At 59.7% G+C, this 24,812-nt stretch carries 25 protein-coding genes and 1 tRNA gene; 16 read left to right on the plus strand and 10 right to left on the minus strand.

Annotation, left to right across the window (positions count from 1 at the left end; translation table 11 throughout):
• Positions 1–9: 9 nt before the first annotated feature.
• Entirely contained in the window at positions 10–522 is a 513-nt protein-coding gene (locus tag AC0V6K_RS07210; RefSeq protein ID WP_486172592.1) for a DUF2141 domain-containing protein, read from the minus strand.
• Between the two features lie 252 nt (positions 523–774).
• Between AC0V6K_RS07210 and rpe the strand changes: the two genes are divergently transcribed.
• From rpe to dxs, 7 genes are all read left to right on the plus strand, one after another.
• On the plus strand, positions 775–1,437 hold the full coding sequence (gene rpe, locus AC0V6K_RS07215; protein ID WP_472625969.1) for a ribulose-phosphate 3-epimerase: 663 nt from the start codon (positions 775–777) through the stop codon (positions 1,435–1,437).
• Positions 1,437–3,311 carry a heparinase II/III family protein gene (locus AC0V6K_RS07220; RefSeq protein ID WP_472625971.1) on the plus strand — a complete coding sequence of 625 codons (1,875 nt, stop codon included), beginning with the start codon at positions 1,437–1,439 and terminating at the stop codon, positions 3,309–3,311. The genes rpe and AC0V6K_RS07220 overlap by 1 nt, the downstream gene beginning before the upstream one ends.
• Positions 3,312–3,317: 6 nt before the next feature.
• On the plus strand, positions 3,318–4,937 hold the full coding sequence (purH, locus tag AC0V6K_RS07225) for a bifunctional phosphoribosylaminoimidazolecarboxamide formyltransferase/IMP cyclohydrolase (protein WP_472625973.1): 1,620 nt from the start codon (positions 3,318–3,320) through the stop codon (positions 4,935–4,937).
• A gap of 299 nt (positions 4,938–5,236) precedes the next feature.
• On the plus strand, positions 5,237–5,431 hold the full coding sequence (locus AC0V6K_RS07230) for a hypothetical protein (protein WP_472625975.1): 195 nt from the start codon (positions 5,237–5,239) through the stop codon (positions 5,429–5,431).
• A complete protein-coding gene (gene msrA / locus AC0V6K_RS07235) occupies positions 5,432–6,112 on the plus strand; it encodes a peptide-methionine (S)-S-oxide reductase MsrA (protein WP_472625977.1) in 681 nt (226 codons plus the stop codon).
• 49 nt (positions 6,113–6,161) lie between these two features.
• A complete protein-coding gene (locus AC0V6K_RS07240) occupies positions 6,162–6,638 on the plus strand; it encodes a Fur family transcriptional regulator (RefSeq protein WP_472625979.1) in 477 nt (158 codons plus the stop codon).
• Positions 6,639–6,793: 155 nt separating this feature from the next.
• Positions 6,794–8,716, plus strand: a complete 1,923-nt coding sequence (gene dxs, locus AC0V6K_RS07245; RefSeq protein ID WP_472625981.1) for a 1-deoxy-D-xylulose-5-phosphate synthase — start codon at positions 6,794–6,796, stop codon at positions 8,714–8,716.
• A 3-nt stretch (positions 8,717–8,719) separates the two neighbouring features.
• On the opposite strand, the gene AC0V6K_RS07250 is transcribed toward dxs, so the two are convergent.
• Complete coding sequence (locus AC0V6K_RS07250; RefSeq protein ID WP_472625983.1) at positions 8,720–9,178, minus strand: PaaI family thioesterase; 459 nt, start codon at positions 9,176–9,178, stop codon at positions 8,720–8,722.
• 79 nt (positions 9,179–9,257) lie between these two features.
• Here AC0V6K_RS07250 and AC0V6K_RS07255 point away from each other — a divergent pair, with 79 nt between their 5' ends.
• The 3 genes from AC0V6K_RS07255 to AC0V6K_RS07265 are packed head-to-tail and all read left to right on the plus strand — an operon-like array spanning position 9,258 to position 11,196.
• On the plus strand, positions 9,258–9,590 hold the full coding sequence (locus AC0V6K_RS07255; protein ID WP_472625985.1) for a winged helix-turn-helix transcriptional regulator: 333 nt from the start codon (positions 9,258–9,260) through the stop codon (positions 9,588–9,590).
• 10 nt (positions 9,591–9,600) lie between these two features.
• Positions 9,601–10,398 carry a crotonase/enoyl-CoA hydratase family protein gene (locus tag AC0V6K_RS07260; protein WP_472625986.1) on the plus strand — a complete coding sequence of 266 codons (798 nt, stop codon included), beginning with the start codon at positions 9,601–9,603 and terminating at the stop codon, positions 10,396–10,398.
• A 3-nt stretch (positions 10,399–10,401) separates the two neighbouring features.
• A complete protein-coding gene (locus tag AC0V6K_RS07265) occupies positions 10,402–11,196 on the plus strand; it encodes an alpha/beta hydrolase (protein ID WP_472625988.1) in 795 nt (264 codons plus the stop codon).
• Here the strand turns inward: AC0V6K_RS07265 and AC0V6K_RS07270 are convergent.
• The 4 genes from AC0V6K_RS07270 to AC0V6K_RS07285 all read right to left on the minus strand — a co-directional run bounded on the left by AC0V6K_RS07270 (position 11,193) and on the right by AC0V6K_RS07285 (position 16,432).
• Positions 11,193–11,867, minus strand: coding sequence for an NnrU family protein (locus AC0V6K_RS07270; RefSeq protein WP_472620829.1), 675 nt, complete (start codon positions 11,865–11,867; stop codon positions 11,193–11,195). The two genes, AC0V6K_RS07265 and AC0V6K_RS07270, sit on opposite strands and share 4 nt — an antisense overlap.
• Before the next feature lie 47 nt (positions 11,868–11,914).
• Entirely contained in the window at positions 11,915–13,240 is a 1,326-nt protein-coding gene (locus tag AC0V6K_RS07275) for an amidohydrolase family protein (protein ID WP_472620831.1), read from the minus strand.
• Positions 13,237–14,634 carry an amidohydrolase gene (locus AC0V6K_RS07280; protein ID WP_472620833.1) on the minus strand — a complete coding sequence of 466 codons (1,398 nt, stop codon included), beginning with the start codon at positions 14,632–14,634 and terminating at the stop codon, positions 13,237–13,239. The genes AC0V6K_RS07275 and AC0V6K_RS07280 overlap by 4 nt, the downstream gene beginning before the upstream one ends.
• A 193-nt stretch (positions 14,635–14,827) precedes the next feature.
• Positions 14,828–16,432, minus strand: a complete 1,605-nt coding sequence (locus tag AC0V6K_RS07285; RefSeq protein WP_472620835.1) for a peptide MFS transporter — start codon at positions 16,430–16,432, stop codon at positions 14,828–14,830.
• 219 nt (positions 16,433–16,651) lie between these two features.
• Between AC0V6K_RS07285 and AC0V6K_RS07290 the strand changes: the two genes are divergently transcribed.
• Positions 16,652–16,990, plus strand: coding sequence for a GntR family transcriptional regulator (locus AC0V6K_RS07290; protein WP_472620837.1), 339 nt, complete (start codon positions 16,652–16,654; stop codon positions 16,988–16,990).
• 216 nt (positions 16,991–17,206) lie between these two features.
• Positions 17,207–17,488: an integration host factor subunit beta gene (locus AC0V6K_RS07295; protein WP_472620839.1), complete on the plus strand. Its 282-nt coding sequence runs from the start codon at positions 17,207–17,209 to the stop codon at positions 17,486–17,488.
• A gap of 11 nt (positions 17,489–17,499) precedes the next feature.
• Here the strand turns inward: AC0V6K_RS07295 and AC0V6K_RS07300 are convergent, their stop codons facing one another.
• Positions 17,500–19,164: a cation:proton antiporter domain-containing protein gene (locus tag AC0V6K_RS07300; RefSeq protein WP_472620841.1), complete on the minus strand. Its 1,665-nt coding sequence runs from the start codon at positions 19,162–19,164 to the stop codon at positions 17,500–17,502.
• 114 nt (positions 19,165–19,278) lie between these two features.
• Here AC0V6K_RS07300 and AC0V6K_RS07305 point away from each other — a divergent pair.
• Positions 19,279–19,365, plus strand: a tRNA-Leu gene (locus AC0V6K_RS07305).
• Positions 19,366–19,440: 75 nt separating this feature from the next.
• Here the strand turns inward: AC0V6K_RS07305 and AC0V6K_RS07310 are convergent.
• Together AC0V6K_RS07310 and AC0V6K_RS07315 are read right to left on the minus strand one after the other, a co-directional pair.
• On the minus strand, positions 19,441–20,205 hold the full coding sequence (locus AC0V6K_RS07310) for an SDR family NAD(P)-dependent oxidoreductase (protein WP_472620843.1): 765 nt from the start codon (positions 20,203–20,205) through the stop codon (positions 19,441–19,443).
• A gap of 62 nt (positions 20,206–20,267) precedes the next feature.
• Positions 20,268–20,582 (minus strand): hypothetical protein, encoded by a 315-nt coding sequence (locus tag AC0V6K_RS07315; RefSeq protein WP_472620845.1) that lies wholly within the window; start codon positions 20,580–20,582, stop codon positions 20,268–20,270.
• Positions 20,583–20,833: 251 nt separating this feature from the next.
• Here AC0V6K_RS07315 and AC0V6K_RS07320 point away from each other — a divergent pair, with 251 nt between their 5' ends.
• Positions 20,834–22,003 (plus strand): acyl-CoA dehydrogenase family protein, encoded by a 1,170-nt coding sequence (locus AC0V6K_RS07320; RefSeq protein WP_472620847.1) that lies wholly within the window; start codon positions 20,834–20,836, stop codon positions 22,001–22,003.
• 9 nt (positions 22,004–22,012) lie between these two features.
• Here AC0V6K_RS07320 and AC0V6K_RS07325 read toward each other — a convergent pair whose 3' ends face one another.
• Positions 22,013–22,597: a class I SAM-dependent methyltransferase gene (locus tag AC0V6K_RS07325; protein WP_486172593.1), complete on the minus strand. Its 585-nt coding sequence runs from the start codon at positions 22,595–22,597 to the stop codon at positions 22,013–22,015.
• A 100-nt stretch (positions 22,598–22,697) separates the two neighbouring features.
• On the opposite strand from AC0V6K_RS07325, the gene AC0V6K_RS07330 reads away from it, so the two are divergent.
• Both AC0V6K_RS07330 and AC0V6K_RS07335 read left to right on the plus strand, forming a co-directional pair.
• A complete protein-coding gene (locus tag AC0V6K_RS07330; RefSeq protein WP_472626064.1) occupies positions 22,698–23,213 on the plus strand; it encodes a PH domain-containing protein in 516 nt (171 codons plus the stop codon).
• Positions 23,210–24,769 carry a PH domain-containing protein gene (locus AC0V6K_RS07335; protein ID WP_472620851.1) on the plus strand — a complete coding sequence of 520 codons (1,560 nt, stop codon included), beginning with the start codon at positions 23,210–23,212 and terminating at the stop codon, positions 24,767–24,769. Before AC0V6K_RS07330 ends, AC0V6K_RS07335 begins: the two co-directional genes overlap by 4 nt.
• Positions 24,770–24,812: the final 43 nt, after the last annotated feature.

A 24,812-nucleotide genomic window follows, 5' to 3' on the forward strand; every position in this document is an offset into this window, starting at 1 on the left:
CAATCACGACTAGTCGCGATAACGCATCCGGATCGAAAGATTGGTCACGCCTTTGCCTGCCGCAAAGGTTGCTTTGCCGACGGAAGGCGGACGCGGAATGCCAAGGAACGAGCCGATTTTCGGATTGTTCGACATGCCTGCGCCGTCTTTAGAGACGTCCATCTTGCGATTGCCATTGGCGTCATGCTGGATCGCGATGGCATAGCGTCCTGCGGCGGGCACCGGCACGCAAACCGTCATAGATCCTGCGCGCGGACGCGCATCGAGACGGGTGAGATAGCGTTTGCTCTTCAGCCAGTCGCGGCTGGACGCTTTGTACGTGCGCACAAACAGATTTCCGCTCGAGCTTTTCAGGCCCGAAATGCGGATGCGCACAGCAGGGCCTTTGCCCGCCGAGCATTTGCTCAAATTATTCGAAATTACATTGGCATAACCGCTTTGCGCGGCGATGGACGGTGCGAATGCCACACTCGCACCAGCGGCCAGCGCAAAAGCGCCCAGTCCTGTAGCGATGGCTTTCATGATTTTCATGCCTCCGGTTAGACAAACAAAGTGGAGCATCGCGGTTAATGCGCTGGTTCGCGCAGCTATGCCCCCGAATTTGAGTGAGAATATGGTGTTTGCGCGCTGAATTGCACCTGAATTTGCCGCGCGAGCCGCGTTCAGGCTTGTTTCGGGCGGTTTACCGCCGTGGAAAAGGGAGGCGCGCGCCCTGTTCGGCGATTCGCGGGAGGCGTAGTGCTTCCGAAACGCGAAGAAGGCGCAAATTGGTTTATGCCAACACCTCTGATCTCTCCCTCCATCCTGTCTGCGGACTTTGCCGCGCTTGGTGAAGAGGTCCGCGCGATTGACGCGGCGGGGGCCGACTGGATCCATATTGACGTCATGGATGGCCATTTCGTGCCCAACATAACCATCGGCCCGTCGGTAGTGAAGGCACTGCGCCCGCACACCGCCAAAACGTTTGACGTCCACCTTATGATCTCTCCGGTCGATCAGTATCTTGAAGATTTTGCCGAAGCGGGCGCGGACATCATTACCGTTCATCCGGAGGCTGGCCCGCACGTCCATCGCACGCTTCAGGCGATTCATGCGCTGGGCAAGAAGGCGGGTGTGGTGCTCAATCCCGGCACGCCGGTTGAGGTGCTCGACAATCTGATGGATCTGGCGGACCTCATCCTTGTGATGAGTGTGAACCCCGGTTTTGGCGGGCAAAGCTTTATCGCTTCGCAGCTCGACAAGGTCGCGCGCATCCGCAGTATGATTGACGCCACCGGACGCGACATTCACCTCGAAGTGGATGGCGGCGTGAACCCCGAGACAGCAAAGCAGTGTGTTGCGGCGGGTGCCGACGTGCTGGTTGCGGGCTCCGCGACATTCAAGGGCGGGCCTTCGCAATACGCAGCCAATATCACGGCGCTTAAAGGTCTGGCGTGATGGAGACCTTGTTTGACAACAAGGATGCGCCAACGCTTGATGAAGTGTTGGAGGATACGGACGATGCCCGCGCCTTGCCGCTTGGCGATGGCAACGAACCGACGCGTGTTGAACAAGATGAGCATTCCACATCGGCACCGGAGACAGACCGCGCGCTGGCGCTAACTGACGTCATTGCTCCGCGTTCGAGCGCGGGCGAGGCTTTGATCCGGATGGCTTATCGCATGGGCGTGCCCGGGCACGCGCTTGCCGCGCCTTTCCGCAAGAAACCGGCGACGCGCATCACTGCCACCGTTGAAACGCCCGTTCGCGGCGACCGCGCATCCGGCACGGCTCTACGTGCGGGCCATTTCCTAGTTCACGGTGTGAAAACCCCTATTGGCCAGGCCGATTTTGAAGGCCTGACCCGCCAGAGCCTGGGGCTTGACCGGGTCATCAACAGCTTCGCGTGGCTTTATGATCTGTCGGCCAGCGCGCCGCGAGCCGATTGCACGTCTGTGGCAGAGCGGGTCACCCTCGCTTGGCTCGATGCGCATCCCAAGCCCGCAAAAGGCGCTGCATGGAGCGTTGAGCATTCGGGCCTGCGCCTTCTGGCATGGCTCGTTCATGCACCGATGCTTCTGTCCGATCCGAAGGGCAAGCTGCGCCCGCGCTTGCTCAAGGCAATCGAGGAAACGGCGGAGTGGCTTGACCGCAAAGCCTCGCGTTCGGGCGCCGGATTTGGTCAGGTGGCCGGTTTGGCAGCCGTTACGGCGGCGGGTCTCTTACTGCCCGAAGGCCGTCCGCGCCGTCTGTTCGGAGAGGCTGCTTTGATCCGCGCACTCGGCGATCTGGTGGCCGAGGATGGCGGCGTGCTTTCACGCTGTCCGGCGACGCAGATGGACGCGATTGCGCTGCTAACCAATCTGCTTGCCTGTTACGAGGCCGCAGAAGTCGAGGTGCCACAAGCGCTGATCGTGATGCGCGAATTGCTGGTTCCGCCGCTTCTGACGCTGCGCCACGGCGATGGTGCGCTGGGCAACTGGCAAGGCAGCGGCGCGATCAATGGCGACGCAGTGGCCGCTTTGATCGAAGCGACCGGCGTGCGCACTCGCCCACTTAAGGACGTCGGCCACTGGGGTTTTCAACGGGTCAAGAATGGCACCACTATCCTGCAATTCGACACGGCCCCGCCACCCCGCGCACGCCATGCACGATGCGGTTGTGCCTCGACGCTAGCCTTTGAGCTTTCTGACGGTCCGTCACGCCTGATCGTCAATTGCGGCGGAGCGGCGTCAGCTGGCGGGCAGGTTCCCTCGCGCATCGGGCAGGGTTTGCGTGCCACGGCGGCGCATTCGACGCTGGTTCTCGATAACGCCAACTCAACCGCTGTGCTGCTGCACGGAAAGCTCGGCAAGGGCGCCGAATTTGTTGAGACAGAAACGCGCACATTGGTGAAGCGGGGACGCGCGGCGACCCGGATCGAAGCGACGCATGACGGCTACGTTGCGCGCTTTGGCCTGACGCACAAGCGGGTGCTGAGCCTTTCTGATGACGGCGCAGAGCTGGCAGGCGAAGACATCCTTGTTCCGTCCTCGCGTAAGGGCAAACGCGGCAAAATCGGCTTTGCGATCCGCTTCCATCTCGGGCGCGGGGTCGAGGTGCATATGTCCGAAGACAAGCGCGGGGCCAGTCTGCTGATGCCAGATGGCAAGCTGTGGCAGTTCCGCCTGCGCGGCGATGCTGCGGGCGCGACCGACGTCGCGCTGACCAGCGAGGACAGCCTGTGGGTCGACGGCGATGGCCGTCCGCACCCGACAGAGCAATTGGTGATCGAAGGAATGACATCACGCGGCGGGGGGCAATTCTCCTGGCTGCTCAAGAAAATGGGATGATCTCAAGTGAGTGATTTGGCGATCAAGCGGGCGCTGCTTTCTGTGTCCGACAAAAGCGGTTTGGCAGAGCTGGGTAAGGCGCTGGCCGCGCGCGGGGTTGAGCTGGTCAGCACCGGCGGCACGGCAAAGGCGCTGCGCGATGCGGGGCTTGAGGTGCGCGACGTATCTGACCTCACTGGCTTTCCAGAGATGATGGATGGCCGCGTCAAAACGCTACATCCCAAAGTGCATGGCGGCCTTCTGGCGCTGCGCGACAATGATGATCACGTCGCGTCTATGTCCGAGCACGATATCGGCGCGATCGATCTGGTCGTGGTCAACCTCTACCCGTTTGAAGCGACCGTCGCGAAAGGCGCCGAGCGGCAGGAGATCATCGAGAATATCGATATCGGTGGGCCGAGCATGGTGCGCTCTGCTGCCAAGAACCATGGCTTCGTCACGATCATGACCGATGCCGCCGATTACGCCGAATTGCTGGAAGAGCTCGACGCCAATGACGGCGCGACGTCGCAGGCCTTCCGCATCCGCATGGCGGGCAAAGCCTATGCGCGCACCGCCGCCTATGACGCCGCGATTGCGAGCTGGTTTGCGTTTGGCGATGCCTTCACCCACCCGCTTGGGCAAGAAGCACTCAAGGCGACACCGTTTGTCGAAACCATGCCTATGGCGTTCAAGCGGTCGGACGTGCTGCGTTATGGTGAGAATCCGCATCAGGCGGCGGCAATCTATGTGCCGCAAGCGACCGCTGGCGGTGTCCCTCAAGCCGAGCAGCTTCAGGGCAAGGCGCTGAGCTACAACAACCTCAATGACGCTGACGCCGCGCTCGAACTTGCAGCGGAATTTGCAGGTGGCGATCCGGCAGTGGTGATCGTCAAGCACGCCAACCCATGCGGCGTGGCGCAGGGCGCGACTCTACTCGATGCGTGGAATGACGCGCTGCAATGCGACAGCGTTTCGGCATTTGGCGGGATCGTTGCGGTCAACACCGAGCTGGATGGCGCGACCGCTGAAGCGATTTCTTCGATCTTCACCGAAGTCATCATCGCGCCCAAGGTTAGCGACGCAGCGCGCGAGGTGTTTGCCAAGAAGAAGAACCTGCGCGTTCTCGAATGCGGCCAGCTACCCGATCCACGCCGTGGTGGCTTCTTTATGAAGTCGATTGCGGGCGGCATGCTGATCCAGGGCCGCGACAATGGCGCGGTGGCCGAGGCGGATTTGAAGGTCGTGACCAAGCGCGAACCTACCCCGCAGGAGCTGAAGGATTGCTTCTTTGCTTGGACGGTCGCGCGGCATGTGAAGTCCAACGCCATCGTCTATGCCAAGGATGGTGCGACGGCAGGCATCGGCGCAGGCCAGATGAACCGCCGCGATTCGGCGCGCATTGCCGCAATCAAGGCCAAAGAAGCAGCGGAGACATACGAGTGGGCCGACCCCAAAACGGTCGGCAGCGCGGTGGCATCGGACGCTTTCTTCCCCTTCGCCGACGGTTTGATTGCCGCCGCTGAAGCGGGCGCGACGGCTGTGATCCAGCCGGGTGGTTCGATCCGTGACGAGGAAGTCATTGCAGCGGCGGACGAGGCGGGCCTCGCCATGGTCTTCACCGGGATGCGGCATTTCAGGCATTAGGTTGTTGCGAAGGCGCATGCGCGCATTCGTACTCGGGACAGCTCCTCCGCCCCGCTACGGTGCCCCTGCGGGCCGCGCGGTCGCGCTCTGACTGCCGAGACTTGGTGGCATGTGGGAATAATGCGGAGAGATCTCTTTCATTCCTCCCGATCTTCACATCTTTTTTATGGTTAACGCGTAACTGAAACGCAGTTCGTAACGAATTGTCGCACAGCTGCTTCATTCATTTGGGCGAAAGTCATCGCTCCATAAATGAGGCAGCACAAGCAAACCGCTCATCTTAGAAAGCGAGCCCGACCATGACCCTTTTTGCTCCTGATCTCTATCGCAGCTTTGCCATAGGTTTCCTTGGCGCGGGTCTGGTGATTGCAGCGACCAGCTTTGACGGCCCGGCCCTGTCTTCGGAAGCACAGGCGTCTGAAGTGGAACAGAGTGTCGCCGATGAAATTGCGCTTTCGGATGAGTTCATCATCACCCCGATCGCCGAGGACTGAATGATCAAGCGCTTCGCTATTGCTCTTGCCGCTTCGACCATGGCCGTAGTTGGCATTACACCGCCCGCCATCGCCGCCAAACCCGTAAACGCCCCCACCCCCAAGCGTATCGCCAAAGAAGGCGCCGGCCTCAAAACCGCGATCTTTGCCGGTGGCTGTTTCTGGGGTGTCGAAGGTGTGTTCAGCCACGTCAAAGGCGTGAAGTCAGCCGTTGTCGGCTATCACGGCGGCACGGCTGCGACCGCAAAATACACGCGCATCACCGCTGGCGGTACCAGCCATGCTGAGGCGGTCCGGATCACTTACGACCCGTACGTTATCCGCTATGATGAGTTACTGCGCATCTTCTTCTCAGTCGTGACCGATCCGACTCAGAAAAACCGTCAAGGCCCCGATGTCGGTGCGCATTACCGGTCGGCACTGGTTCCGCTCAACAACGAACAGCGTCAGGTAGCAAAGGCCTATCTCAGCCAGATGCGCAGCTCGGGCGTGTGGCGTCGGCCGATCGTAACGCGGATCGAAGGCTACCGGAAATTCTACCGCGCCGAAGGCTATCATCAGGATTACATGGTGAAGAACCCGAACAGCCGGTACATCATCGCGCATGACAAGCCGAAGGTTTCAGCGCTGCGGCGGATGTTTCCGTCCGATTACCGTCCGCGCTTCCTGCGCGACGGATAGGGTTTGTTCGCGGCTGGCGCTGGCCCGATGAAACGCCTATATTGGCGCGATGGCTACCAGCACAGCACACAACCACCACGCGCATGAAGAGCACACAGGCGAAGGCCTGATTGAAGCAGCGCGCAAATCCCTGATGGGCTCGGGCGAGCAATGGACCGCGATGCGCGAAGCAGTGTTCACCGAACTCGCCGGGCATGAGCGGCCCGTGTCTGCTTATGACATTGCTGACAATCTCTCCGCCGCGCGCGGCAAACGCGTTGCGCCCAACAGCATCTATCGGATTCTTGACCTGTTTGTGGCTAACAATCTTGCCATGCGGGTCGAAAGCTCAAACGCTTATCTCGCCAACAGCCACCCTGGCTGCCAGCATGATTGCATCTTTCTGGTATGCGACGAATGCGGCGATGCAACGCATATTGATGACGAAGAGACCAGCCGCACTGTGCGCGGTCTGGCCAGCGCACGCGGCTTCAAGCCGGAGCGTCCCGTTCTCGAAATTCGCGGCCTGTGCCGCCAGTGCGCCTGACGCACGCCCCGCTGGCAACATTGCGTTCGCGCCATGTCATGCTAGCCTGACGACTCACGTGTTCGTTTGGACTCACACAATGCCGATGAGCTGTGCGGCAGCAGCGATAAACCGTTTATCGACACGTGGAAAATAGGCGTGTAAGGGATTTGACCATGACTCGTTCGCTCGAAACACCGCTTCTCGATCAGGTACCGACACCTGATGAACTCCGCCAGCTGAAGCCGGAACAACTCCGGCAACTTTCCGACGAGTTGCGCGCCGAGATGATTGACGCGGTCAGTGTCTCTGGCGGGCATCTGGGTTCGGGTCTTGGCGTGGTCGAGCTGACAGTCGCCATCCATTATGTCTTCAACACGCCGGACGATAAGCTGGTGTGGGACGTGGGCCACCAGTGTTACCCGCACAAGATCATCACCGGCCGCCGCGACCGTATCCGCACCCTGCGTCAGGGCGGCGGGCTTTCCGGTTTCACCAAGCGCGCCGAAAGCGAATACGATCCGTTCGGCGCGGCGCACTCGTCGACCTCGATTTCCGCCGCGCTCGGCTTTGCGATGGCGAACAAGCTGAGTGACAAGCCGGGTCGCGGTATTGCTGTGATCGGTGACGGCGCAATGAGCGCTGGCATGGCCTATGAGGCGATGAACAACGCGGCGCAGGCAGGCAACCGGCTGGTCGTAATCCTCAACGATAACGATATGTCCATCGCCCCGCCGGTGGGTGGCTTGTCCGCCTATCTTGCGCGCATGGTTTCCTCGAGCGAGTATCTCGGCCTGCGGAGCCTCGCGAGCCGCGCGGTCAAGAAGATGAGCCGCCGCATGCACAGCGCGCTCGGCAAGGCGGAAGAGTATTCGCGCGGAATGGTCACCGGCGGGACGCTGTTTGAAGAGCTGGGCTTCTATTACGTTGGCCCGATTGACGGCCACAATCTCGACCACCTGATCCCGGTGCTAGAGAATGTCCGTGACACATCAGAAGGCCCCGTGCTGATCCATGTCGTGACCACCAAGGGTAAGGGCTATGCACCTGCCGAGGAAAGCGCCGACAAGTATCACGGCGTGCCGAAATTCAACGTCGTCACTGGCGAGAAGCAGAAAGGCTCGGCTGGCCCGCCCGCGTATCAGAACGTGTTTGGCGACACGCTTGCCAAGCTTGCCGAGACAGACAGCCGCATCTGCGCCATCACCGCCGCCATGCCATCGGGCACCGGAGTGGACCGCTTTGCCAAAGCGCATCCTGATCGCAGTTTTGACGTCGGAATCGCCGAACAACACGGCGTTACTTTCGCAGCGGGCCTCGCCGCACAGGGCATGCGCCCCTTCGCCGCGATCTATTCGACCTTCCTTCAGCGCGCTTATGACCAAGTGGTCCATGACGTCGCGATCCAAAATCTGCCGGTGCGCTTCGCGATTGACCGCGCTGGTCTGGTCGGCGCGGACGGCTGCACCCACGCAGGCGCGTTCGACATCACCTATCTCGCGACTCTGCCCAATATGGTTGTGATGGCGGCGGCTGATGAGGCCGATCTGGTCCACATGACCTACACCGCGGCTGAGTATGACGACGGCCCGATTGCCTTCCGTTATCCGCGTGGCTCTGGTGTCGGTGTTCCGCTGCCCGAAACTCCCGAGAAGCTTGAGATCGGCAAAGGCCGCGTGGTGCGCGAAGGCACCAAGGTCGCGATCCTCTCACTCGGTGCGCGTCTGGAAGAGGCCAAGAAAGCGGCCGACCAGCTGGAGGCCAAGGGGCTGTCCACTACGGTTGCCGATATGCGCTTCGCCAAGCCGCTCGACGAAGACCTGATCGCCCGCCTGATGAAGAGCCACGAAGTCGTGCTCACCATCGAAGAAGGCGCAATCGGCGGCCTCGGCGCGCATGTTCTGACTTTCGCTTCGGATGAAGGCCTGACCGATGAAGGTCTGAAGGTGCGCACGCTCCGTTTGCCCGATACGTTCCAGGATCAGGACTCGCCCGACAAGCAATATGACGAAGCCGGACTTACGGCCCCGCATATTGTCGAGACGGTGCTGAAAGCGCTTAAGCACAACAGCGCAAATGCGGAGGAAGCGCGGGCCTAAGGCCTATTGCGTGTTTTTCGAGGTGACGATGCCAGTTGGCACAATCGTCGCTTGAGCCACCGCGACGAGCATGTCTTCTTCATCTTCGGATTGGGACCAGACTTCGGCGCGAACGATAACCTGCCTTTTGCCCGCCTTCACGACTTCGCCTTTTGACCGGAGGCGATTGCCTTTAGCAGGAGCAAGAAAGTTGATCGTGTAGCTTCCGGTAACGACGTCTCCGACGGCCGAACTCGCAGCCCAAGCGCAAGCGTTGTCAGCCATCAAACCGACGATGGCACCATGCGCGAACCCATGATGCTGCGTCATTTCGGGCCGCACTTCCATCTCAATCTCCGCCAATCCTTCCCAGCATCGAACTGGTTCCAATTGCAAGAAGCTGCTGAAACCCGAGTGTCCGACGGCGATGCGTCTCATGTAGTCGAGCACTTGCTGTTCATTGTCGAAGCCGGGGCGTGCCATAACATACCTTCTAAGTCTGGAAATAAGACTTAATTGATCGGGCTTGCGTGTCGCGCAGTCAAGTCTAAAAACCAGACTCATGAGCAAATTTCAGAAGTCGCGCTCGCCATGTCCGGTGGGACGAGCGTCTCGCCTTCTTGGCGATCGCTGGGTTATCCTGATTCTACGCGAAGCTTTCTTGGGGGTGACCCGCTTTGAAGAATTTGTGCCAAACACAGGCATCAATCGCGCCGCGTTAACTTCACGCCTGAATGCGCTAGTTGCGCACGGTGTTCTCGAACGCGTTCCCGCAAACGCTAAGCGCGCCGAGTATCGCTTGACCGAGGCTGGCCGAGACCTTGCTCCATTTGTGCAGGCCATCCGTGAATGGGGGGAAAAGTGGCTTCTCGACGTCTCGCCCACCTACGGCTAGCCTAAGTAGCATGGCTCTTCTAAAAATCACCCGCGACGGTCCTGTCACCATACTGACCATCGACCGCCCCGAGACGATGAATCCGCTTGGCGCGCCCGGGGACGGGGACGAGTTCCGCGCGGCGTGCGATGCGATCAACCGCGATCTGGCGGTGCGCTGCGTGATCCTGACCGGCGCAGGGCGGGCGTTCTCGGCTGGCGGCGATATCAAGGCGATGCGCGCCAAGACCGGCACGTTCGGCGGCTCGACGCCAGCCATTTCGGACGGGTATCGTGACAACATCCACCAGATGCTGCGCGCGCTTTATGGCCTGCGCGTGCCGATGATCGCGGCGGTCAATGGTCCAGCGATCGGGTTGGGATGCGATGTGGCGTGCCTGGGCGATATCCGCATCGCCAGCGAGAAGGCGAAGTTTGGCGTCACCTTCCTCAAGCTCGGCATCATTCCAGGTGATGGCGGCACATGGATCCTGCCGCGCGTACTCGGACAGGCTCGCGCGGCGGAGCTGTTCTACACCGGCGATGTGATCGACGCAGCGACGGCACTCGAATGGGGCATGGTCAGCCGGGTGGTCCCGCATGACGATCTGCTTGCCGAAGCCAAGGCACTGGCGGAGCGCATATCCGCGCAGCCGCCCCACGCACTACGCCATGCGAAGAACCTGCTGCGGCAGGGGCAGCAGATTAGCTATGACAGCGCGCTGGAAATGGCGGCGAACACGCAGGCCATGATGCACACAACGCAGGACCATGCTGAAGGTGTCGCCGCGCTGATCGGGAAGCGCACGCCCGATTTTAAAGGCGAATAACGCATGCTCGCGGTCGTACTTCGCGTCATCATTGGCTTGGTCGTCGCCTATCTCGCGCTGCTGGTGCTGCTGTACCTGTTCCAGAACCAGTTTCTGTATCCCGCGCCGCAAGACGTGCATCCGCCCGCCCCCGGATTTGAGGCGGCCCAGCTCAGCACCACCGACGGCCTGACGCTCAACGCTCACTGGCAGCCGCCCGAAGCGAACCAGCCCTCGGTCGTGTTCTTTCACGGCAATGCAAGCTCGCTGGCCGGTGCGACCGAGGCAACGCGGCTGCTCGCCACACAAGGATATGGCGTGCTGTTGGTCAATTATCGCGGATATGGCGGCAATCCGGGTGAGCCTTCGGAACAAGGCTTTTACAAGGATGGCCGTGCAGCGATGGCGTTCTTGGCCGCAAAAGGGGTGACACCCGCGCGCTCGGTCATCATTGGCAATTCGATCGGCAGCGGCGCGGCAACCCAGATGGCGACGGAGTTTGACGCGGGCGCTTTGATCCTCGTTTCGCCCTTTGCCTCCGTGGTTGAGGTCGCAAGTGAGGCGATGCCGATTGCACCGGTGGGGCTGCTTCTCACCGATCGCTACGAGAATATTGCGAAGGCGCCTGACCTGAAAATGCCGGTGCTGATCCAGCATGACACGACGGACAATGTAGTTCCGTACTCACAAGGAAAGCGCCTGTCTCGGGCGGCGAAGACTTCGACCTTCCAGTCGTTCGAGGGATCAGGCCACCAACTGGCCTACGGAACCGAGGCGCAGATCGCCCAGTCGGAATGGCTCGCCAAGCAGGGCCTTTAGAACCAGCGCCAGATGCCTGCGGCAATGTCGCCCAAAGGCAGGTGCAACCACGAAAGAAACACGAACAAGATCAATCCAACGGCCCAAGGAAATGCACCCGCCGAAAAGAGCGCGCCCCAGCGCGGCCAGAAACTGGTGTTGCTCTCCCAGGTCTCCCACGCGTCGCCCATCAGCACTTCTTTCTTGCGGTCCTGAAGGTGCGCTCCGACCAGCGCCAGCAAACCCATAGCAAAGGCGGTGATCATGGTCCGCATGCTCCAGAACAGCACCATGTGGGACAGCGCCCAAAGCGCGAAGCCCCACATCATCGGGTGGCGAGTTACCCGGAATACGCCTTTGGGTTCGGCCCGCGCCCACTCATCGGCTTGCGGTGCGGGTATCGCTGGATTGCCCCCCATCGAACCAACAAACAGGACCATGGCGGGAAGGGTCAGCACGGTGGCGACGATCCAGCCAATATCGCCGCTGCCCGGCAGATCGGCAGGCGGCGCTGCTTTGAACGCTAAGTAGACCCAAGCCAATGTGACGAAACTGACAAGCGAGTAGGCAATCTGAAAGCCGACTGGCTTCAGGGCGTTGACCAAAGGCGCGCGCAACGGATGCGACATGATGAAATGCGTGCCGACAAAGGCAGCGTTTGCCGCAATCAACTCAATCAAACCGTCACCCATGGCACCCTCCCCCAGCTCCATTGAAGACTACATGATATGCAGATCACTTACCAATCGTAGGCTTTCGGCAAGTCGCTTTCATCCAAGTCCTTGTAGCGATCCTTCAGGCGGCTCTGATGATTGTCCAGCGGTTGCTCGACGCCATCGATGAAGACCTTTGTTGGCACCGTGCCCACTTCGAGCGGGTCACCGTCCCAGATCACCACATCTGCATTGGCGCCCGGTGCCAACACGCCGGCTTTGCCACCCATGCCAGTGATGCGGGCAGGGACGGAACTGATGGTCGCGAAGGCCTGCCCCCATGACAGGCCATCAGCACCCGGCACGTTGCTGAGTGCCACAAGATTGCCTGCGTATTGCGAAAGACGACGGGTGTTCTCCATCGAAGCTGCGTTGAGTGCTACAGTGACGCCAGCCTTCTTCATCCGCCCAACATTGCTCTGCGTTGCCGCAAGCTCTTCGAAAGCGTCGGGCAGATCATCCAGACCATCGGCGAGGACGGGAACCCCAGCTGCTGCGATTTCACTGGCCACCATCCAGCCTTCGCTTGCGCCGACAAGGACCATATCGAGCCGTGAAAACTCGCGCTTTAGTCCAAGTGCGTTGCGGATGTCGGACGCACGCTCGACCCCGACAAACAGCTTTTGTTGACCGCGCACCACAGGGATGAGCGCTTCGGCATCGAAGCGCCCCAGCATTACATCGCCATCTTTGGTGATTTCGGTGGTCTGCGGCGTGCCGCGCGACCCTGCGAGCGCCTGCGCTTCTCGCAAGGATGCGCGGAATAACGTGTAGGTCGAGGCGCGGCTGCCACCAGCGCGGTTGGCGCCAAACTCGCCCAGCACAACCGTCTGGAAAGCGCGCGCTTTGGTGATCGGATCACCATCTGCGCCTAGATCGATAATCGCGCCCTGCCCGCCAAAGATCGAGCCCGATGGCACGGTGGTTGTGGCGGCGCGGGTGATCCCGGCAGCGCGGTTGATTTTGATGTGCTGATTGCTCGGGTTAACTGCCGGTGCCGTATCCAGAGACGCGCTGAACGGCGAACCACCAGCGCGGCTATCATTGGATTCGCTGACAGCCGCAACGTCCCAAATGCCGACAGTGGTCACAGCAGCAAACAGGCCGGGTGTGACATAGGCGCCATTGGCATCGATCACCGTATCGGTGGCGAAAGAGCCGCCCGGCGATGCCCCGGCGGAGACGACTTTGCCATCTTCGACAATCACGACACCGTTATCGATCGGTTCACTGCCATCGCCTTTGACGACTTTGGCATTGACGATCACCATGTCCTGCGCTGCGAGAGGGCTGGCGACGATGGCGAGAGCGGATGCGGCACCGGTCAGGGTGTATTTGACGAGATTTTTCATTTCACGTCTCCTTCACCGGGTTGGCCGAGCTCGAAATCGCTCACCGGGCGGCGCTTGCGATCCATCGCATCAAACATCAATGCGCCATCGATCCAGACCTTCTCGGGCCGCGAATAGATGCTCAGTGGGTCGCCATTCCATAGCACCACATCGGCCATCTTTCCGGCTTCCAAGCTGCCGGTCATGTCGTCGATGCCCATTGCCTTGGCCGCGTTGAGGGTGATCCACTGGATGGCAGTGCCCTCAGAGATGTCGATACCGGCACGCAGGCCGGCCTTGCGCGCTTTGGACGCCTCTTGATTCAGGCGCTGGATGTCGTTCGCGTCATCAGAGTGGATGACGACGCAGGCCCCTTCGCGTTGCAAGAAGGCAGCGTTCTCCTGAATGCCGTCATAGGCTTCCATCTTGAAGCCATACCAGTCGGCCCAGATCGCGCTGCACACGCCGTTTTCGCGCAGCAGATCGCCGATCTTGTAAGCTTCCACCGCGTGGTGGAACGCGGTCACTTTGTACCCGACCTCTTTTGCCATATCCATGACGAAGGCCATCTCGTCGGCGCGGTAGCAGTGATTGTGGACGAGGATGTCGCCCGCCAGAACGCCGGCGAGCGTTTCTTTGCCGAGATCACGGCGGCGGCTGCCTTCGCTCTTGTTGGCGTAGTCGATCGCGTCATACCAAGTCTGGCGGTTGACCGCGAAGTTGCCCATGCGGGTCGAAGGTTTACGTCCGCGATTGCCGTAAACCCGCTTGGGATTTTCGCCGCATGCCATCTTGAAGCCATAGGGCGCACCGGGGAACTTCATGCCCTGCACAGTGCGGGCTGGCACGTTCTTGAGGGTTACCGAGCGCCCGCCCATCAGGTTGGCCGAGCCGGGCAGGATTTGCAGCGCTGTGATGCCGCCATTGGCCATTGCGCGGCTGAAGCCGGGGTCTTGCGGCCAAACCGAATGCTCAGCCCAGACATCGGGCGTAGTCGGTGAGGTGGCCTCGTTGCCATCATTATGCGCTTGCACCCCGGGTGAAGGATAATCGCCAAGGTGCGAGTGAATATCGATAATGCCGGGCGTGACGAACTTTCCTGTGCCGTCGATCACAGTGTAGCCGTCGGTTGAAAGATCGCTGCCACCCGCGGCGACTACCTTGCCATTGCGGAACAGCACCGTGCCGTTTTCGATCTTGCCACCCTTGCCGTCGAACACAGTCGCGCCGACCAGCGCGGTGGGCGTGCCGGGATAGGCTTTGTATGTTGAAGGGTAGGGGCCTTCACTTTCGGTCTTGGCGGCGAAGCGCGGACCGTCATCAACGTCCGCGCTGTTGTCCTGAGCAACCGCCGATCCGGTTGTGGTACAGGCGCCCAGCAACATCGCACCTGCCAAAGTAGAAAGCGCAGTCATGCGTCCGCGCGTCGATCGAAACTCAATCATCAATCGCCCCCGTTTTCAAAGAGTCGGGCGAGTTTGTGGACCGATCAGACCACCTTGTCCAGCAGACGGGACACGGGCGATGTCAATCACACAATGCCGTGACAAAGAAGCCCCACCATCCGGCTTGGATGGCGGGGCTTCTGATTGTTTTGCGATGGTTAGGTCAGCGCGAAGCCGGGTGCACGCCACCTTCCTGCGCTTCAAGACCAGCTTCTGCTGCTCCGGCGAGGCCATCGTCGTCAGTCAGCGTATCGAGGTGCATAAGCTTCTTGATGAGAGGGCTAATCACCATAACTGCGATGCCAATGCCGACAGCATAAAGTCCGACTGTCTCGTAGACATCAAGAACAAGCTGCTTTCCTGCTTCTTCACCCACATTTTCGCCACCGGTCGCCGATGCAATCAGGCCAGCTGCAAAGTTGCCGGTTGCCGAGGCAAAGAACCAAGTTCCCATAATCAACGAAGCCATGTGCGCCGGGCTGAGGCGGTTCATTGCGCTCAATCCCACTGGGCTGAGGCAAAGCTCACCGGTCGTGTGCAACAGGTAGATCAGGAAGATGAACGCCACCGGTGTTGCAACTTTCACACCGACAGATTCGGCGCCCCAGACAAGAACGAGGAATCCAAGTCCGACTTGGATTACCGCCAGGCCAAACTTCATTGGCGTAGACGGTTCCATTCCCTTGCTGGCCAATCCTTGCCAGACCATGGCGAAGATGGGAGCGAGCAAAACGATGTAAATCGCGTTGATCGATTGGAACATCGAAGCATTCACGCCCTGCGTGTCAACATGGCGTTCGGTGAAGACGTTCAGCGACGAACCAGCCTGTTCAAAGAGCGCCCAGAAGACGATCGAGACGAGTATCAGGAACATCGCGGCAAAAATGCGATCGCGCTCTTCCGCAGGCAGTTTCGCCACTGCCGTGTAGAGAACGAAAAGCACTAGGCCGCCACCAAATGTGCCCAGCACATAACCCACTAGATCCTGATATTGGATTGCGGCCCAGCAAAGAAGAACCATGGCCATACCAGCGCCGTAGATGAGCCATTCTTTGCCGCCAGCGATCTTCGACGGGTCCTTCGGCTCGCCTTTACCCTTGAGAAGGGGCTTGCCGACAACAAAGAAGATGAGCCCGATGAGCATGCCGACGCCTGCAAGTCCGAAGCCATACTCCCAACCATAGGTCTGGCCAAGGAAGCCACAGATGATCGAAGCTGTCGCAGCACCTACGTTAATCCCCATGTAGAAGATCGTGTAGGCGGGGTCGCGGCGGATATCGGTCCGATCATAGAGCTGGCCGACAATCACCGAGATGTTGGCTTTTAGGAAGCCGGAGCCCACGATGATAAGTGCCAAGGCGAGCCAGAACACGTTGATCATCGGATCGGCCTGACCGCCGCCGCCTTCGAAGGCCATGAAGAAGTGCCCGAAGGTCAGGAGGATAGCCCCGAAGAGAACGGCCTTGCGTTGACCGATAAATTGGTCAGCCAGATAGCCGCCCACGACAGGCGCAATATATACGAGCGCCGTGTAGGCACCGTAGATGACATAGGCCTTTTCTTCGGCAAATGCCCAATGCTGAATCAGATAGAAGATCAGCAGCGCGCGCATCCCGTAATAGGAGAAGCGTTCCCACATTTCCGCCATAAACAGCAGGAAAAGTCCCTTGGGATGTCCAATCACTTCCTCTTGTGGGCGGGTGATCAGAAAGAGGCCGCCAAGCAGGAATGCGGCGAGCGCCACTGTTGCGATCCAGAAAGTCCACATTTCGAATGCGGAATCAAAAGTAAAAATGAACTCGTGCACGGCCTCGCGACCCCCTTCGATTTCTTATAATTATCCCCTCGCGACTTTGGCCGCGCTCAATCCGCGCACCCTAGCGAATGTTTACCGTCTGTGAAGCATTTGTTGCGGTCGCCTCGCTCACGGTCGGGAACTTGACGCGCTTCGCTGTATTATGTCAGTAGTGCACTTAGTGAGGATGCTATGAGTCAAAATCGGCCTGTTTATCTGAAACTGCGCGACCAGATCGCCGCAGCCATCATTGAAGGCGTCTATCCCGAAGGCAAAATGCTGCCATCGGTGCGAGCGCTTGCGGCAGAGCAAGGTGCCAATCCGCTAACGGTGGCAAAGGCTTACCAGCAATTCCAGAATGATGGCCTGGTCGAAGTGCAGCGCGGTGTGGGCATGTATGTCGTGTCTGGTGCCGCGGAGAAGCTCCGCGAGCGCGAGCGCAGCGACTTTTTGAAGACCGAATGGCCCGAAATCCGCGCCCGCATGGAGCGTCTCGGTCTTGATGTTGCCCGCCTGTTAGAGCGGAATTGACCATCACAGGCGCCCGTTTGCGCCAAATTCCCCCGAAAACTGAACAAATCGCCTTGCAGAATCGACCAGCGTCTCTTGCGAGAAATGCATCTCTCTGGCACTAGGACCGCGTAGCACTGCTCTCCGGGTCGGAGCGGTTCAAGACAACAGCGGGCAATCCCCGCGAACACAATCATCCGGCGTTGCACGCGCCGAATGATCCGGAGGGAAACAAAAATGATCAGATCCGAGTTGCTGCAGGAATTGCACAAGGATAATCCGGAGCTGCGCGCCGAAGAGGTGGAGCAGGTCGTTGACATCTTTTTTGACGAAATCGCGGAGCGTCTGGCCGAAGGCGGACGCGTCGAACTGCGCGGTTTTGGCGCTTTCTCTACCCGCGAGCGCGAAGCACGGACTGGTCGCAACCCGCGAACCGGCGAAGCGGTTTCGGTTCCCGCGAAGCGCGTACCCTATTTCAAAGCGGGTAAAGAGATTCGTCAGCGATTGAACGAAGGCTAAGCCCCTTTACATCACGCGAATTCCAGAGCTTGCTCCTCGTCGGAACGTTTTTCGACGGGGAGTTTGCGTTCGTGCTCCAGCGCGGTGAACACCATATCAACCACCTGCTCACTGCCACGCGGCGCGGAGATATCGACGGGGATCATGCCTAGCTCGATGAACTCATCGAGCGCGTCGGGGCTCGGCAATGCGATGATGCGATTCATGCTTGGCATCAGTTCCCCGATCAGCGGCGTCAGATTTCGTGAAATCTCGGTGTTTCCGGTGGCCACAACAATAACCTCGCGCTTGCCCATCCCCATCGCGCCCCAACTACGCGGGTCGGAGGGATCGGCTTTGTGCACGGAGTAGCCATCGGCGACTGCCCTCTCGAAGTGCTCGGCACGAGGCTCAACGGCCAGAAATCCGATCTCGTTGTAGGACAAGGCATCGGCCACAGCACGGCCAACCGGGCCAAGGCCGATGATGACCACCGGACCATCGTCACCGTCCAGCTTCTGATCGGCAGGACCGCGCCGCAGCTTGCCGGCCAGCTTGCGTCCGATGTTTGAGACCAGCGGTGTGACCGCAAGGCTAATCGCGATAGCGGTCACGATGATGGAGAGCAGGCGTGGCTCCACCAGTCCGGCCACCGCAGGTATGGCGAAGAGCACCAGCGCAAATTCGCTGCCTTGGCCGAGCAGAAAACCGAGCTGGATAGATCCGGGGACCGACCATCGGTTCGCTAGCCCGGCTATAACGTTCAGGCCGCATTTGATGACTATTAGCCCCACCGCTGCCGCGATAACGAGATACCAGTTTTCGACCAGCAATTGCGGGTTGATCGACAGGCCGACCGAGATGAAGAAGAAGCTCAGGAACAGCCCGCGAAACGCATCAATCTCTGTCTGGACCATGATGCGATAGCGCGAATCCGCCACCGCCATACCGCCAAGGAAAGCGCCAAGGGTCAGCGATAGCCCGGCAACACCAGTCGCCCAGCCAGCGGCCAGTGCGATAAACAGCGCGGTGGCCGTGTATACCTCGCTCGAACCCACCCGCGCAATGAGGCGGAACAGCGGCTCAGTCAGATAACGCGCGAACAGGACGGCGATTGCGAAGGCGGCCAAGGCCTTGAGCCCAGCGAGGCCCAGCGCGGGCGCGATAGCTCCACCGCTGCCAAGCGCCCCTGCGGCGACCAGCAAGAGGATCGCGGCAATATCCTGGAAGATCAGGATCGATTGCGCTGCGCGTCCCACAGGACAGTCTTCCTGATCACGCTCTCGAACCAGTCCGATAACCACCGCAGTTGAGGAAAGGCCCATCGCGAAGCCGCCAATAATCGCAAACTCGGTCGGCAACCCGATCAGGAAGAACAACGCCGAAAAGCCGCCGCCCGCGATCAGCATCTGAAGGCTGCCAAAGCCGAAGATGTTCGCGGCTTCGTCGCGTATCCGCCCCAGCGAGAAGTGCAGGCCGAGGTTGAACAGAAGAAACATCACGCCCGCTTCCGCAAGCGTGGCAACCACAGGCCCACTGAAATTGTCGGCATAGCCGAGCGATGCGAGGCCCAGGCCCAAACCAAGATAACCGACAATCGGATTGAGCTTCACTGCACGGCTGACAATGGCAGCGCCGATGCCCAGACCAAGCAGCGTCACCGCTGGCTGAATCGTTTCCACCACTTCGTTTGCCATGTCGTGCCCCTGCGATGCTGAGAGCCCAGAAATGGAGGGCCATGGCCACGAGTGCAAGAGTGGTGCTTGCTTGGTGACAGAGTGCTGGCTATCGCACCCGCTGCCTTTGCATGGGCGGGTGTGGCGGAATGGTAGACGCCGGGGACTTAAAATCCCCTGATCCTATAGATCGTGTGGGTTCGAGTCCCACCACCCGCACCAGTATTGGCTACCCAAATTCATCCGGGGGATGAATTTGGGCCAACACTCCCGAGCGTGAGCGAAGGGTTGGTTCCGCTACAACGTTTGGCCATCGTCGAGCACAAAATCCGCACCCGTCACGAACTCTGCTGCATCCGAGCACAGGAACAGCAGCGGACCATCCAGCCCCTTCTGCTCCATCAGCCTTTTGCGCGGGAAACGCTGGACCTGCTTTTGGCCCGCTGCGGTGGCGAACCACGCATCGTTGATTTCGGTGCGGATGTAGCCGGGCGAGATCGTGTTCACACAAATTCCCGCCCGCGCCCATTCGCGGGCCATGCTGCGCGCGGCTTGCACAACGCCGGCCTTGCTCGCGGAGTAGGCGACCAGCCCCGGTGACGGCTCGAACGCCGTGATGGATGCGATCATAACAATGCGGCCATTGGTGGCACCTGCCGCCATCATCCGTTTTGCGCCTTCACGGACTGTCAGAATTGCACCTTTCAGATTGATCATCAGCGTGCGCTCGATCTCTTCCTCGGCCATGTCCGCGAGCATGCCTGCACCGTCGATGCCCGCATTGGCGATCACCGTGTCGACGGTGCCGAACGCCTTCTCGGCAGCGTCAAATCCGGCGATGATGTCGGTTTCGCGGCCCACATCCATCGGAACAGCCACTGCGTGTGAACCGATATCACTGGCGAGAACCTGGAGACGATCTATGCGGCGAGCACCCAAAGCCACATGTGCGCCCTGCGCCGCGAGCAATTGGCCAAACCGCGCGCCAAATCCCGAAGATGCACCGGTGATGAGTGCAGTCCGCCCGCTTAGATCAACTTGAAAGTCTGAAGATATAGTCATGCGGCGAAGTCATAGCCGCGATTCTCGCGTAATCGATAGCCCGAATATCGGGTTGTTCGAACTCAGCTGGCCACCGCTCCCATTCTCAGCCAAGCCTCGGCTTGGACCTTGGTATCGAACGTTTGGACAATCTCGGAGCGACCTGACACCCGTTTGATCTGCATCTTTTGCGTGACCGACTGCATCACGAAAGCAATGCGCTTGACCCCATTTGCGATACACCAGTCATAGATTTTGGCAGTGTTTTGCGCCCGATCTTGCGGCATGACAGGTGTGTCGGAGAAGTCGACCAGCAATGACCACGTCCCATCGTTAGTCCGAACCGCTTTTGCTGCGTTAGTCAGTTCGGCAAAGAAGGCCGCCGGCTCTTGCTCCATATGTCCGCTAAAGCTTAGCTCTAACCGGTTTTGCTTTGGTAGTTTCGTAAGCGAATACATTGCGTGTGCGACCCCGCTTTGCCGTCTGCTTGTGCCGATCTCTCTTGCGGCTTTAGTTCGAGTTCCTTCCCAATCTATGAACTGAGATCAGAGATAATCCCTATTTGCTGACCGGATCGCGGTGGCGCTTGCCAACCTCAGCCAAACAAGGCCATGAAGCCGCCGAGAATTACGATAAGAGAGTTTCCCGAATGGACTTCACCCTCACTGAGGAGCAGCGCGAGCTGCAAGAAACCGCGCGCAAATTCGCCCGCGCGGAGCTGCCCGATCTGGCGCGGGATATGGAGGAGAAGGACTACCCGGTGCCGTCAGATATGCTGCGCACCTATGGCGAGATGGGCTTTCTGGGGATCAACCTGCCGGAAGAATATGGCGGATTGGGGCTGGGCCATGTCGAGGCGCTGATCGTCCTCGAAGAGTTTGCGCAGGTATCGAACGCGGTCGCCTTTCCAGTGTTCGAAGCTTTGACCGGTCCGGTGCGGACGATCGACCGATTTGGCTCGGACGAAATGAAGGCGAAAGTGCTCCCCGAAGTTATCAAGGGCGAGAAGATTGTTGCCGTGTCGATGTCAGAGCCGGACGCCGGGACCGCACTGACCGATCTCACGACTAAGGCTGTCCAAAGCGGCAATGGCTACACCGTCAACGGATACAAACGCTGGACCAGCGGCGGCGGGCATTCGGATTACTACGTCACCTATTGCCGCTTCTCGGACGATCCTGGCGCCAAAGGCATCGGCGCAATCCTGCTTGAGAAAGACATGGAAGGCTTGAGTTTCGGCAAGCGCGAGGAGCTGATGGGCTTTCGCGGAATCCCGACGGCCGACATCTCTATCGAAGACGTGCAGGTGCCGGGTGAAAACGTCATCATCGGCGCGGGCGGGTTCGGAAAACTGATGAGCGCTTTCGGCCTCGAACGGTGCGGCAATGCGACGCAAGGATTAGGGGTTGCGGCAGCGGCGCTCGAACAGGCGCTAGCGTACACGCAGGAGCGCGAGGCGTTCGGCAAACCGATCGTTGATTTTCAAGCCGTCCAGATGAAGCTGGCTGAAATGGCGATGAAAGTGGATGCGGCGCGCCTGTTGATCCACCGTGCTGCCGCGAATGCTGCTACACAACCCGGGGGATTGCCGACTGTGTACGAGAGCAGTCTCGCCAAATGCTACGCCAACGAGATCGTACGTGAAGTCACCGCGCTCGGCATGCAAGTGATGGGCGGATACGGCTATCACAAGGAATACGGCATGGAGCAGCGCCTGCGCGATGCCTATGCATGGGGCATCGCCGGCGGCGCGATTGATGTTCAGAAGACCAATATTGCCGCGGCGATGGTGGGGAGACGGTTCAACCAGCGCGGCTGAGCAACCGGCCTATCGACGCACGCCCTGCATCACGAACAGCGCGTTGCCTTTGGCCGATGTCTGAAATCCGATCACATCGAGATCGTCAATCAAAGATGCATACCGTTCCCGCACTTCGTCTGCGGTTTCGAAGTGCCGGACATGCGCAGGTGTCAGGTAGTTCGGCACGCTTGCGATTATTGTTGTGCCGCTGCGCACCTGCTCGAGAATGGCCAGATCACCATCTACATGCTCGAGAAATTCGAGAGCGACGACGCAATCATAGTCTTCGTCTTGCAGAGTCGTGTCTTTGTTGAGATCGACCTGCGCGAACTGGAGATCGGGCGCGGCCTTGCGCGCCATAGCGACGCAATTGCGGCTGAAATCGAGGCCGAGATAGGATGATATTCCCTGATCGCTGAGGAGTTTTGGGAACTGCCCCGATCCGCATCCTAGATCGATAATCCGGCGAGGTGCGAGTTGTCGCAGCCGGTCTGCAACAAGAAGCCACAGCGGGAAATAAGGGGACTCGCAGTAATGCACGCCGCGATGAGCAACAGTGATGACCTTGCGATCGTAGAACTCGGCTGGTTTCTCGGTCCCCATAGTTGCCATGCCCATCGGTGAAACGGGGCAGCGCTGTCAAGCGATGCCTATCTGACATGCGCAACACTTAGGGCTGGAAACTGCGCCGGTTTGCCCGCATCTGTAGGTGATGGAAGCAACTAATCAGAATTCGCTCGAAACGTTCGCCGACGAAGATGGCGAACTGACCCGCGTTCATCCCAATTACAAGACGGTACTGCGGCTGGGCATGGTTCTCGCCATGGTGCCTGTTCTTATCGGCGCAATAATTGCCGAATTCGTCATCGCCGAGAATGAAGCCATGCCGAGCGGTATTGTCGCGGCGGTCGCGCTAACTTTTGCCTTGGCCATGATCATCCGCTTCCCCAGCCGGCGCTATGGCGCGCGGGGTTATGATATGAGCGCTGATCGACTGCGCGTGGTACGCGGCATTTGGTGGCATTCGGACACGGTGGTTCCGTTTGGCCGGGTCCAGCATATCGATGTGGATCAAGGACCTGTCGAGCGCGCCTTTGGCATTTCCACTCTGACATTGCACACAGCAGGCAATCACAATGCCTCGGTGAATCTGCCCGGCCTTGAACAGGAGCTGGCCAAAGAGCTGCGCGAAGAAATCCGCGCGCATATCAAGCGGGAAAGCCTGTGAACCAGGTCACTGAAACGGCGGAGGGCACCGTCGAAGGGCTGCGTACCGACCCGAAGAGCTTTCTGGTCCGCGGTATCGCTATGCTCGGCCAACTGGCGATCCCCATCGCGATCGCCGGCTTTTCGATCCTCCGCGAAGGAGAGTTTGGCAGTGCCGCGCTGTTTATCGCGCCAGCCATTCTTGTCCTGCTCTCGATCAATTTCGGCATCACCTATCTGCAGTGGGCCCGCCTGACCTACACCGTGGGCCAGCAGGATATTCGCGTAGACAGCGGCGTGATTAGCCGTGCTGCGCGCTCTGTGCCCTTCGAGCGGATCCAAGACGTCAGCCTCGAGCAAAAGCTGATCCCGCGCCTGTTCGGGCTCGTCGCCGTGAAGTTCGAGACCGGGGCAGGCGGCGCAGAGGATCTGAGCCTCACCTATCTCTCTGAGCAAGAAGGCGAGCGGCTGCGTCAGGTTGTGCGCGAGCGGCGCGAGGGAGAGGCGGTTGCCAGCACTGACGAAAGCGCGGCGCAATCCGCTGATACCGAGCAGGACGGGTACGTCTTGTTCGCGATGGACCCGCGCCGATTGTTCATCTTCGGCACGTTTGAATTCTCGCTTGCGGTCTTCGCCGTGCTCGCCGGTTTGTTCCAGTATGTCGACACGTTCTCTGGCATAGAAATCTGGGATCCGGATCTATGGGAAGGTTGGCTGGGCGGCAGCGGCGCAACCATTGCCGCAATGGGTGTGATCGCACAGGCTCTTGGCGTTATCGCCGGATTGATCGCGGTTTTCATTGTCGGGTCCGCGACCGGATTGGTGCGCACGTTCCTGAGAGAATGGGGCTTTAAGCTTGAAAGGACAGCGCGGGGTTTCCGCCGTCGTCGCGGATTGCTCACCAAGACTGACGTGGTGATGCCGATCCACCGCGTTCAGGGCATCAAGCTGCGCACTGGGCTATTGCGGTATCGCTTTGGCTGGCACGGACTGCGCTTTGTCAGCCTTGCGCAGGATGCGGGATCGACCAATCATGACGTCGCGCCGTTCGCCAAAATGGACGAGATTGCGCCTATCGTGGATGAAGCAGGATTCTCTTTGCCGGCCGAGGGCGCCGATTGGCACCGGGCGAGCACGAATTATCGAACTGACAGTATGATCATTGACGCGCTGGTGTTTCTGGTGCCCGCTATGATCGCTGGACCGATTGTCGCTTACAATGCGCCCGATTGGGCACTGCCGGTTGTGCTTATCTTGCTTGGCCTAGCGGTCGTTTCTGCCGGAATTGCCTTGTACTCCTGGGAATTCAAGCAACATGCGATTGATCCGAAACAGGTCATGTCGCGCGCTGGTCTTCTCACGCCGCAAACGCAGATTGCCACTCGTTTGAAGCTGCACTCCATAGAAATCGCACGCGGACCAATTGCGCGGTTTCGCGGGTATGCCACTCTCCACCTCGGGCTGGCAGGGGGTGTCTTTTCCATTCCGGGCGTGCCCGTCGACCGTGCCAGAGCGGTGCGACAGGAGGTGATGAAGACCATCGCCGCGACCGATTTCTCGCAGCTTGAAAAGGCGTGAGCGCGTTCGGCGCGCTTGCCATGAAACGCGATGCGGTTAGAGG

This window comes from Erythrobacter sp. S43 (assembly GCF_057364955.1).

Excerpts from the sequence above, each read along its gene's own strand:
- AC0V6K_RS07275 (WP_472620831.1), bottom strand. The coding sequence starts at position 13,240 with ATGAAAAATCTCGTCAAATACACCCTGACCGGTGCCGCATCCGCTCTC.
- AC0V6K_RS07210 (WP_486172592.1), bottom strand. The coding sequence starts at position 522 with ATGAAAGCCATCGCTACAGGACTGGGCGCTTTTGCGCTGGCCGCTGGT.
- AC0V6K_RS07285 (WP_472620835.1), bottom strand. The coding sequence starts at position 16,432 with ATGTGGACTTTCTGGATCGCAACAGTGGCGCTCGCCGCATTCCTGCTT.
- AC0V6K_RS07255 (WP_472625985.1), top strand. The coding sequence starts at position 9,258 with ATGAGCAAATTTCAGAAGTCGCGCTCGCCATGTCCGGTGGGACGAGCG.
- AC0V6K_RS07320 (WP_472620847.1), top strand. The coding sequence starts at position 20,834 with ATGGACTTCACCCTCACTGAGGAGCAGCGCGAGCTGCAAGAAACCGCG.
- AC0V6K_RS07315 (WP_472620845.1), bottom strand. The coding sequence starts at position 20,582 with ATGGAGCAAGAGCCGGCGGCCTTCTTTGCCGAACTGACTAACGCAGCA.
- AC0V6K_RS07260 (WP_472625986.1), top strand. The coding sequence starts at position 9,601 with ATGGCTCTTCTAAAAATCACCCGCGACGGTCCTGTCACCATACTGACC.
- AC0V6K_RS07330 (WP_472626064.1), top strand. The coding sequence starts at position 22,698 with ATGGAAGCAACTAATCAGAATTCGCTCGAAACGTTCGCCGACGAAGAT.
- AC0V6K_RS07295 (WP_472620839.1), top strand. The coding sequence starts at position 17,207 with ATGATCAGATCCGAGTTGCTGCAGGAATTGCACAAGGATAATCCGGAG.
- AC0V6K_RS07310 (WP_472620843.1), bottom strand. The coding sequence starts at position 20,205 with ATGACTATATCTTCAGACTTTCAAGTTGATCTAAGCGGGCGGACTGCA.
- AC0V6K_RS07280 (WP_472620833.1), bottom strand. The coding sequence starts at position 14,634 with ATGACTGCGCTTTCTACTTTGGCAGGTGCGATGTTGCTGGGCGCCTGT.
- dxs (WP_472625981.1), top strand. The coding sequence starts at position 6,794 with ATGACTCGTTCGCTCGAAACACCGCTTCTCGATCAGGTACCGACACCT.
- msrA (WP_472625977.1), top strand. The coding sequence starts at position 5,432 with ATGATCAAGCGCTTCGCTATTGCTCTTGCCGCTTCGACCATGGCCGTA.
- AC0V6K_RS07270 (WP_472620829.1), bottom strand. The coding sequence starts at position 11,867 with ATGGGTGACGGTTTGATTGAGTTGATTGCGGCAAACGCTGCCTTTGTC.
- AC0V6K_RS07230 (WP_472625975.1), top strand. The coding sequence starts at position 5,237 with ATGACCCTTTTTGCTCCTGATCTCTATCGCAGCTTTGCCATAGGTTTC.
- AC0V6K_RS07265 (WP_472625988.1), top strand. The coding sequence starts at position 10,402 with ATGCTCGCGGTCGTACTTCGCGTCATCATTGGCTTGGTCGTCGCCTAT.
- AC0V6K_RS07290 (WP_472620837.1), top strand. The coding sequence starts at position 16,652 with ATGAGTCAAAATCGGCCTGTTTATCTGAAACTGCGCGACCAGATCGCC.
- AC0V6K_RS07325 (WP_486172593.1), bottom strand. The coding sequence starts at position 22,597 with ATGGCAACTATGGGGACCGAGAAACCAGCCGAGTTCTACGATCGCAAG.
- AC0V6K_RS07250 (WP_472625983.1), bottom strand. The coding sequence starts at position 9,178 with ATGGCACGCCCCGGCTTCGACAATGAACAGCAAGTGCTCGACTACATG.
- AC0V6K_RS07220 (WP_472625971.1), top strand. The coding sequence starts at position 1,437 with ATGGAGACCTTGTTTGACAACAAGGATGCGCCAACGCTTGATGAAGTG.
- rpe (WP_472625969.1), top strand. The coding sequence starts at position 775 with ATGCCAACACCTCTGATCTCTCCCTCCATCCTGTCTGCGGACTTTGCC.
- AC0V6K_RS07240 (WP_472625979.1), top strand. The coding sequence starts at position 6,162 with ATGGCTACCAGCACAGCACACAACCACCACGCGCATGAAGAGCACACA.
- AC0V6K_RS07300 (WP_472620841.1), bottom strand. The coding sequence starts at position 19,164 with ATGGCAAACGAAGTGGTGGAAACGATTCAGCCAGCGGTGACGCTGCTT.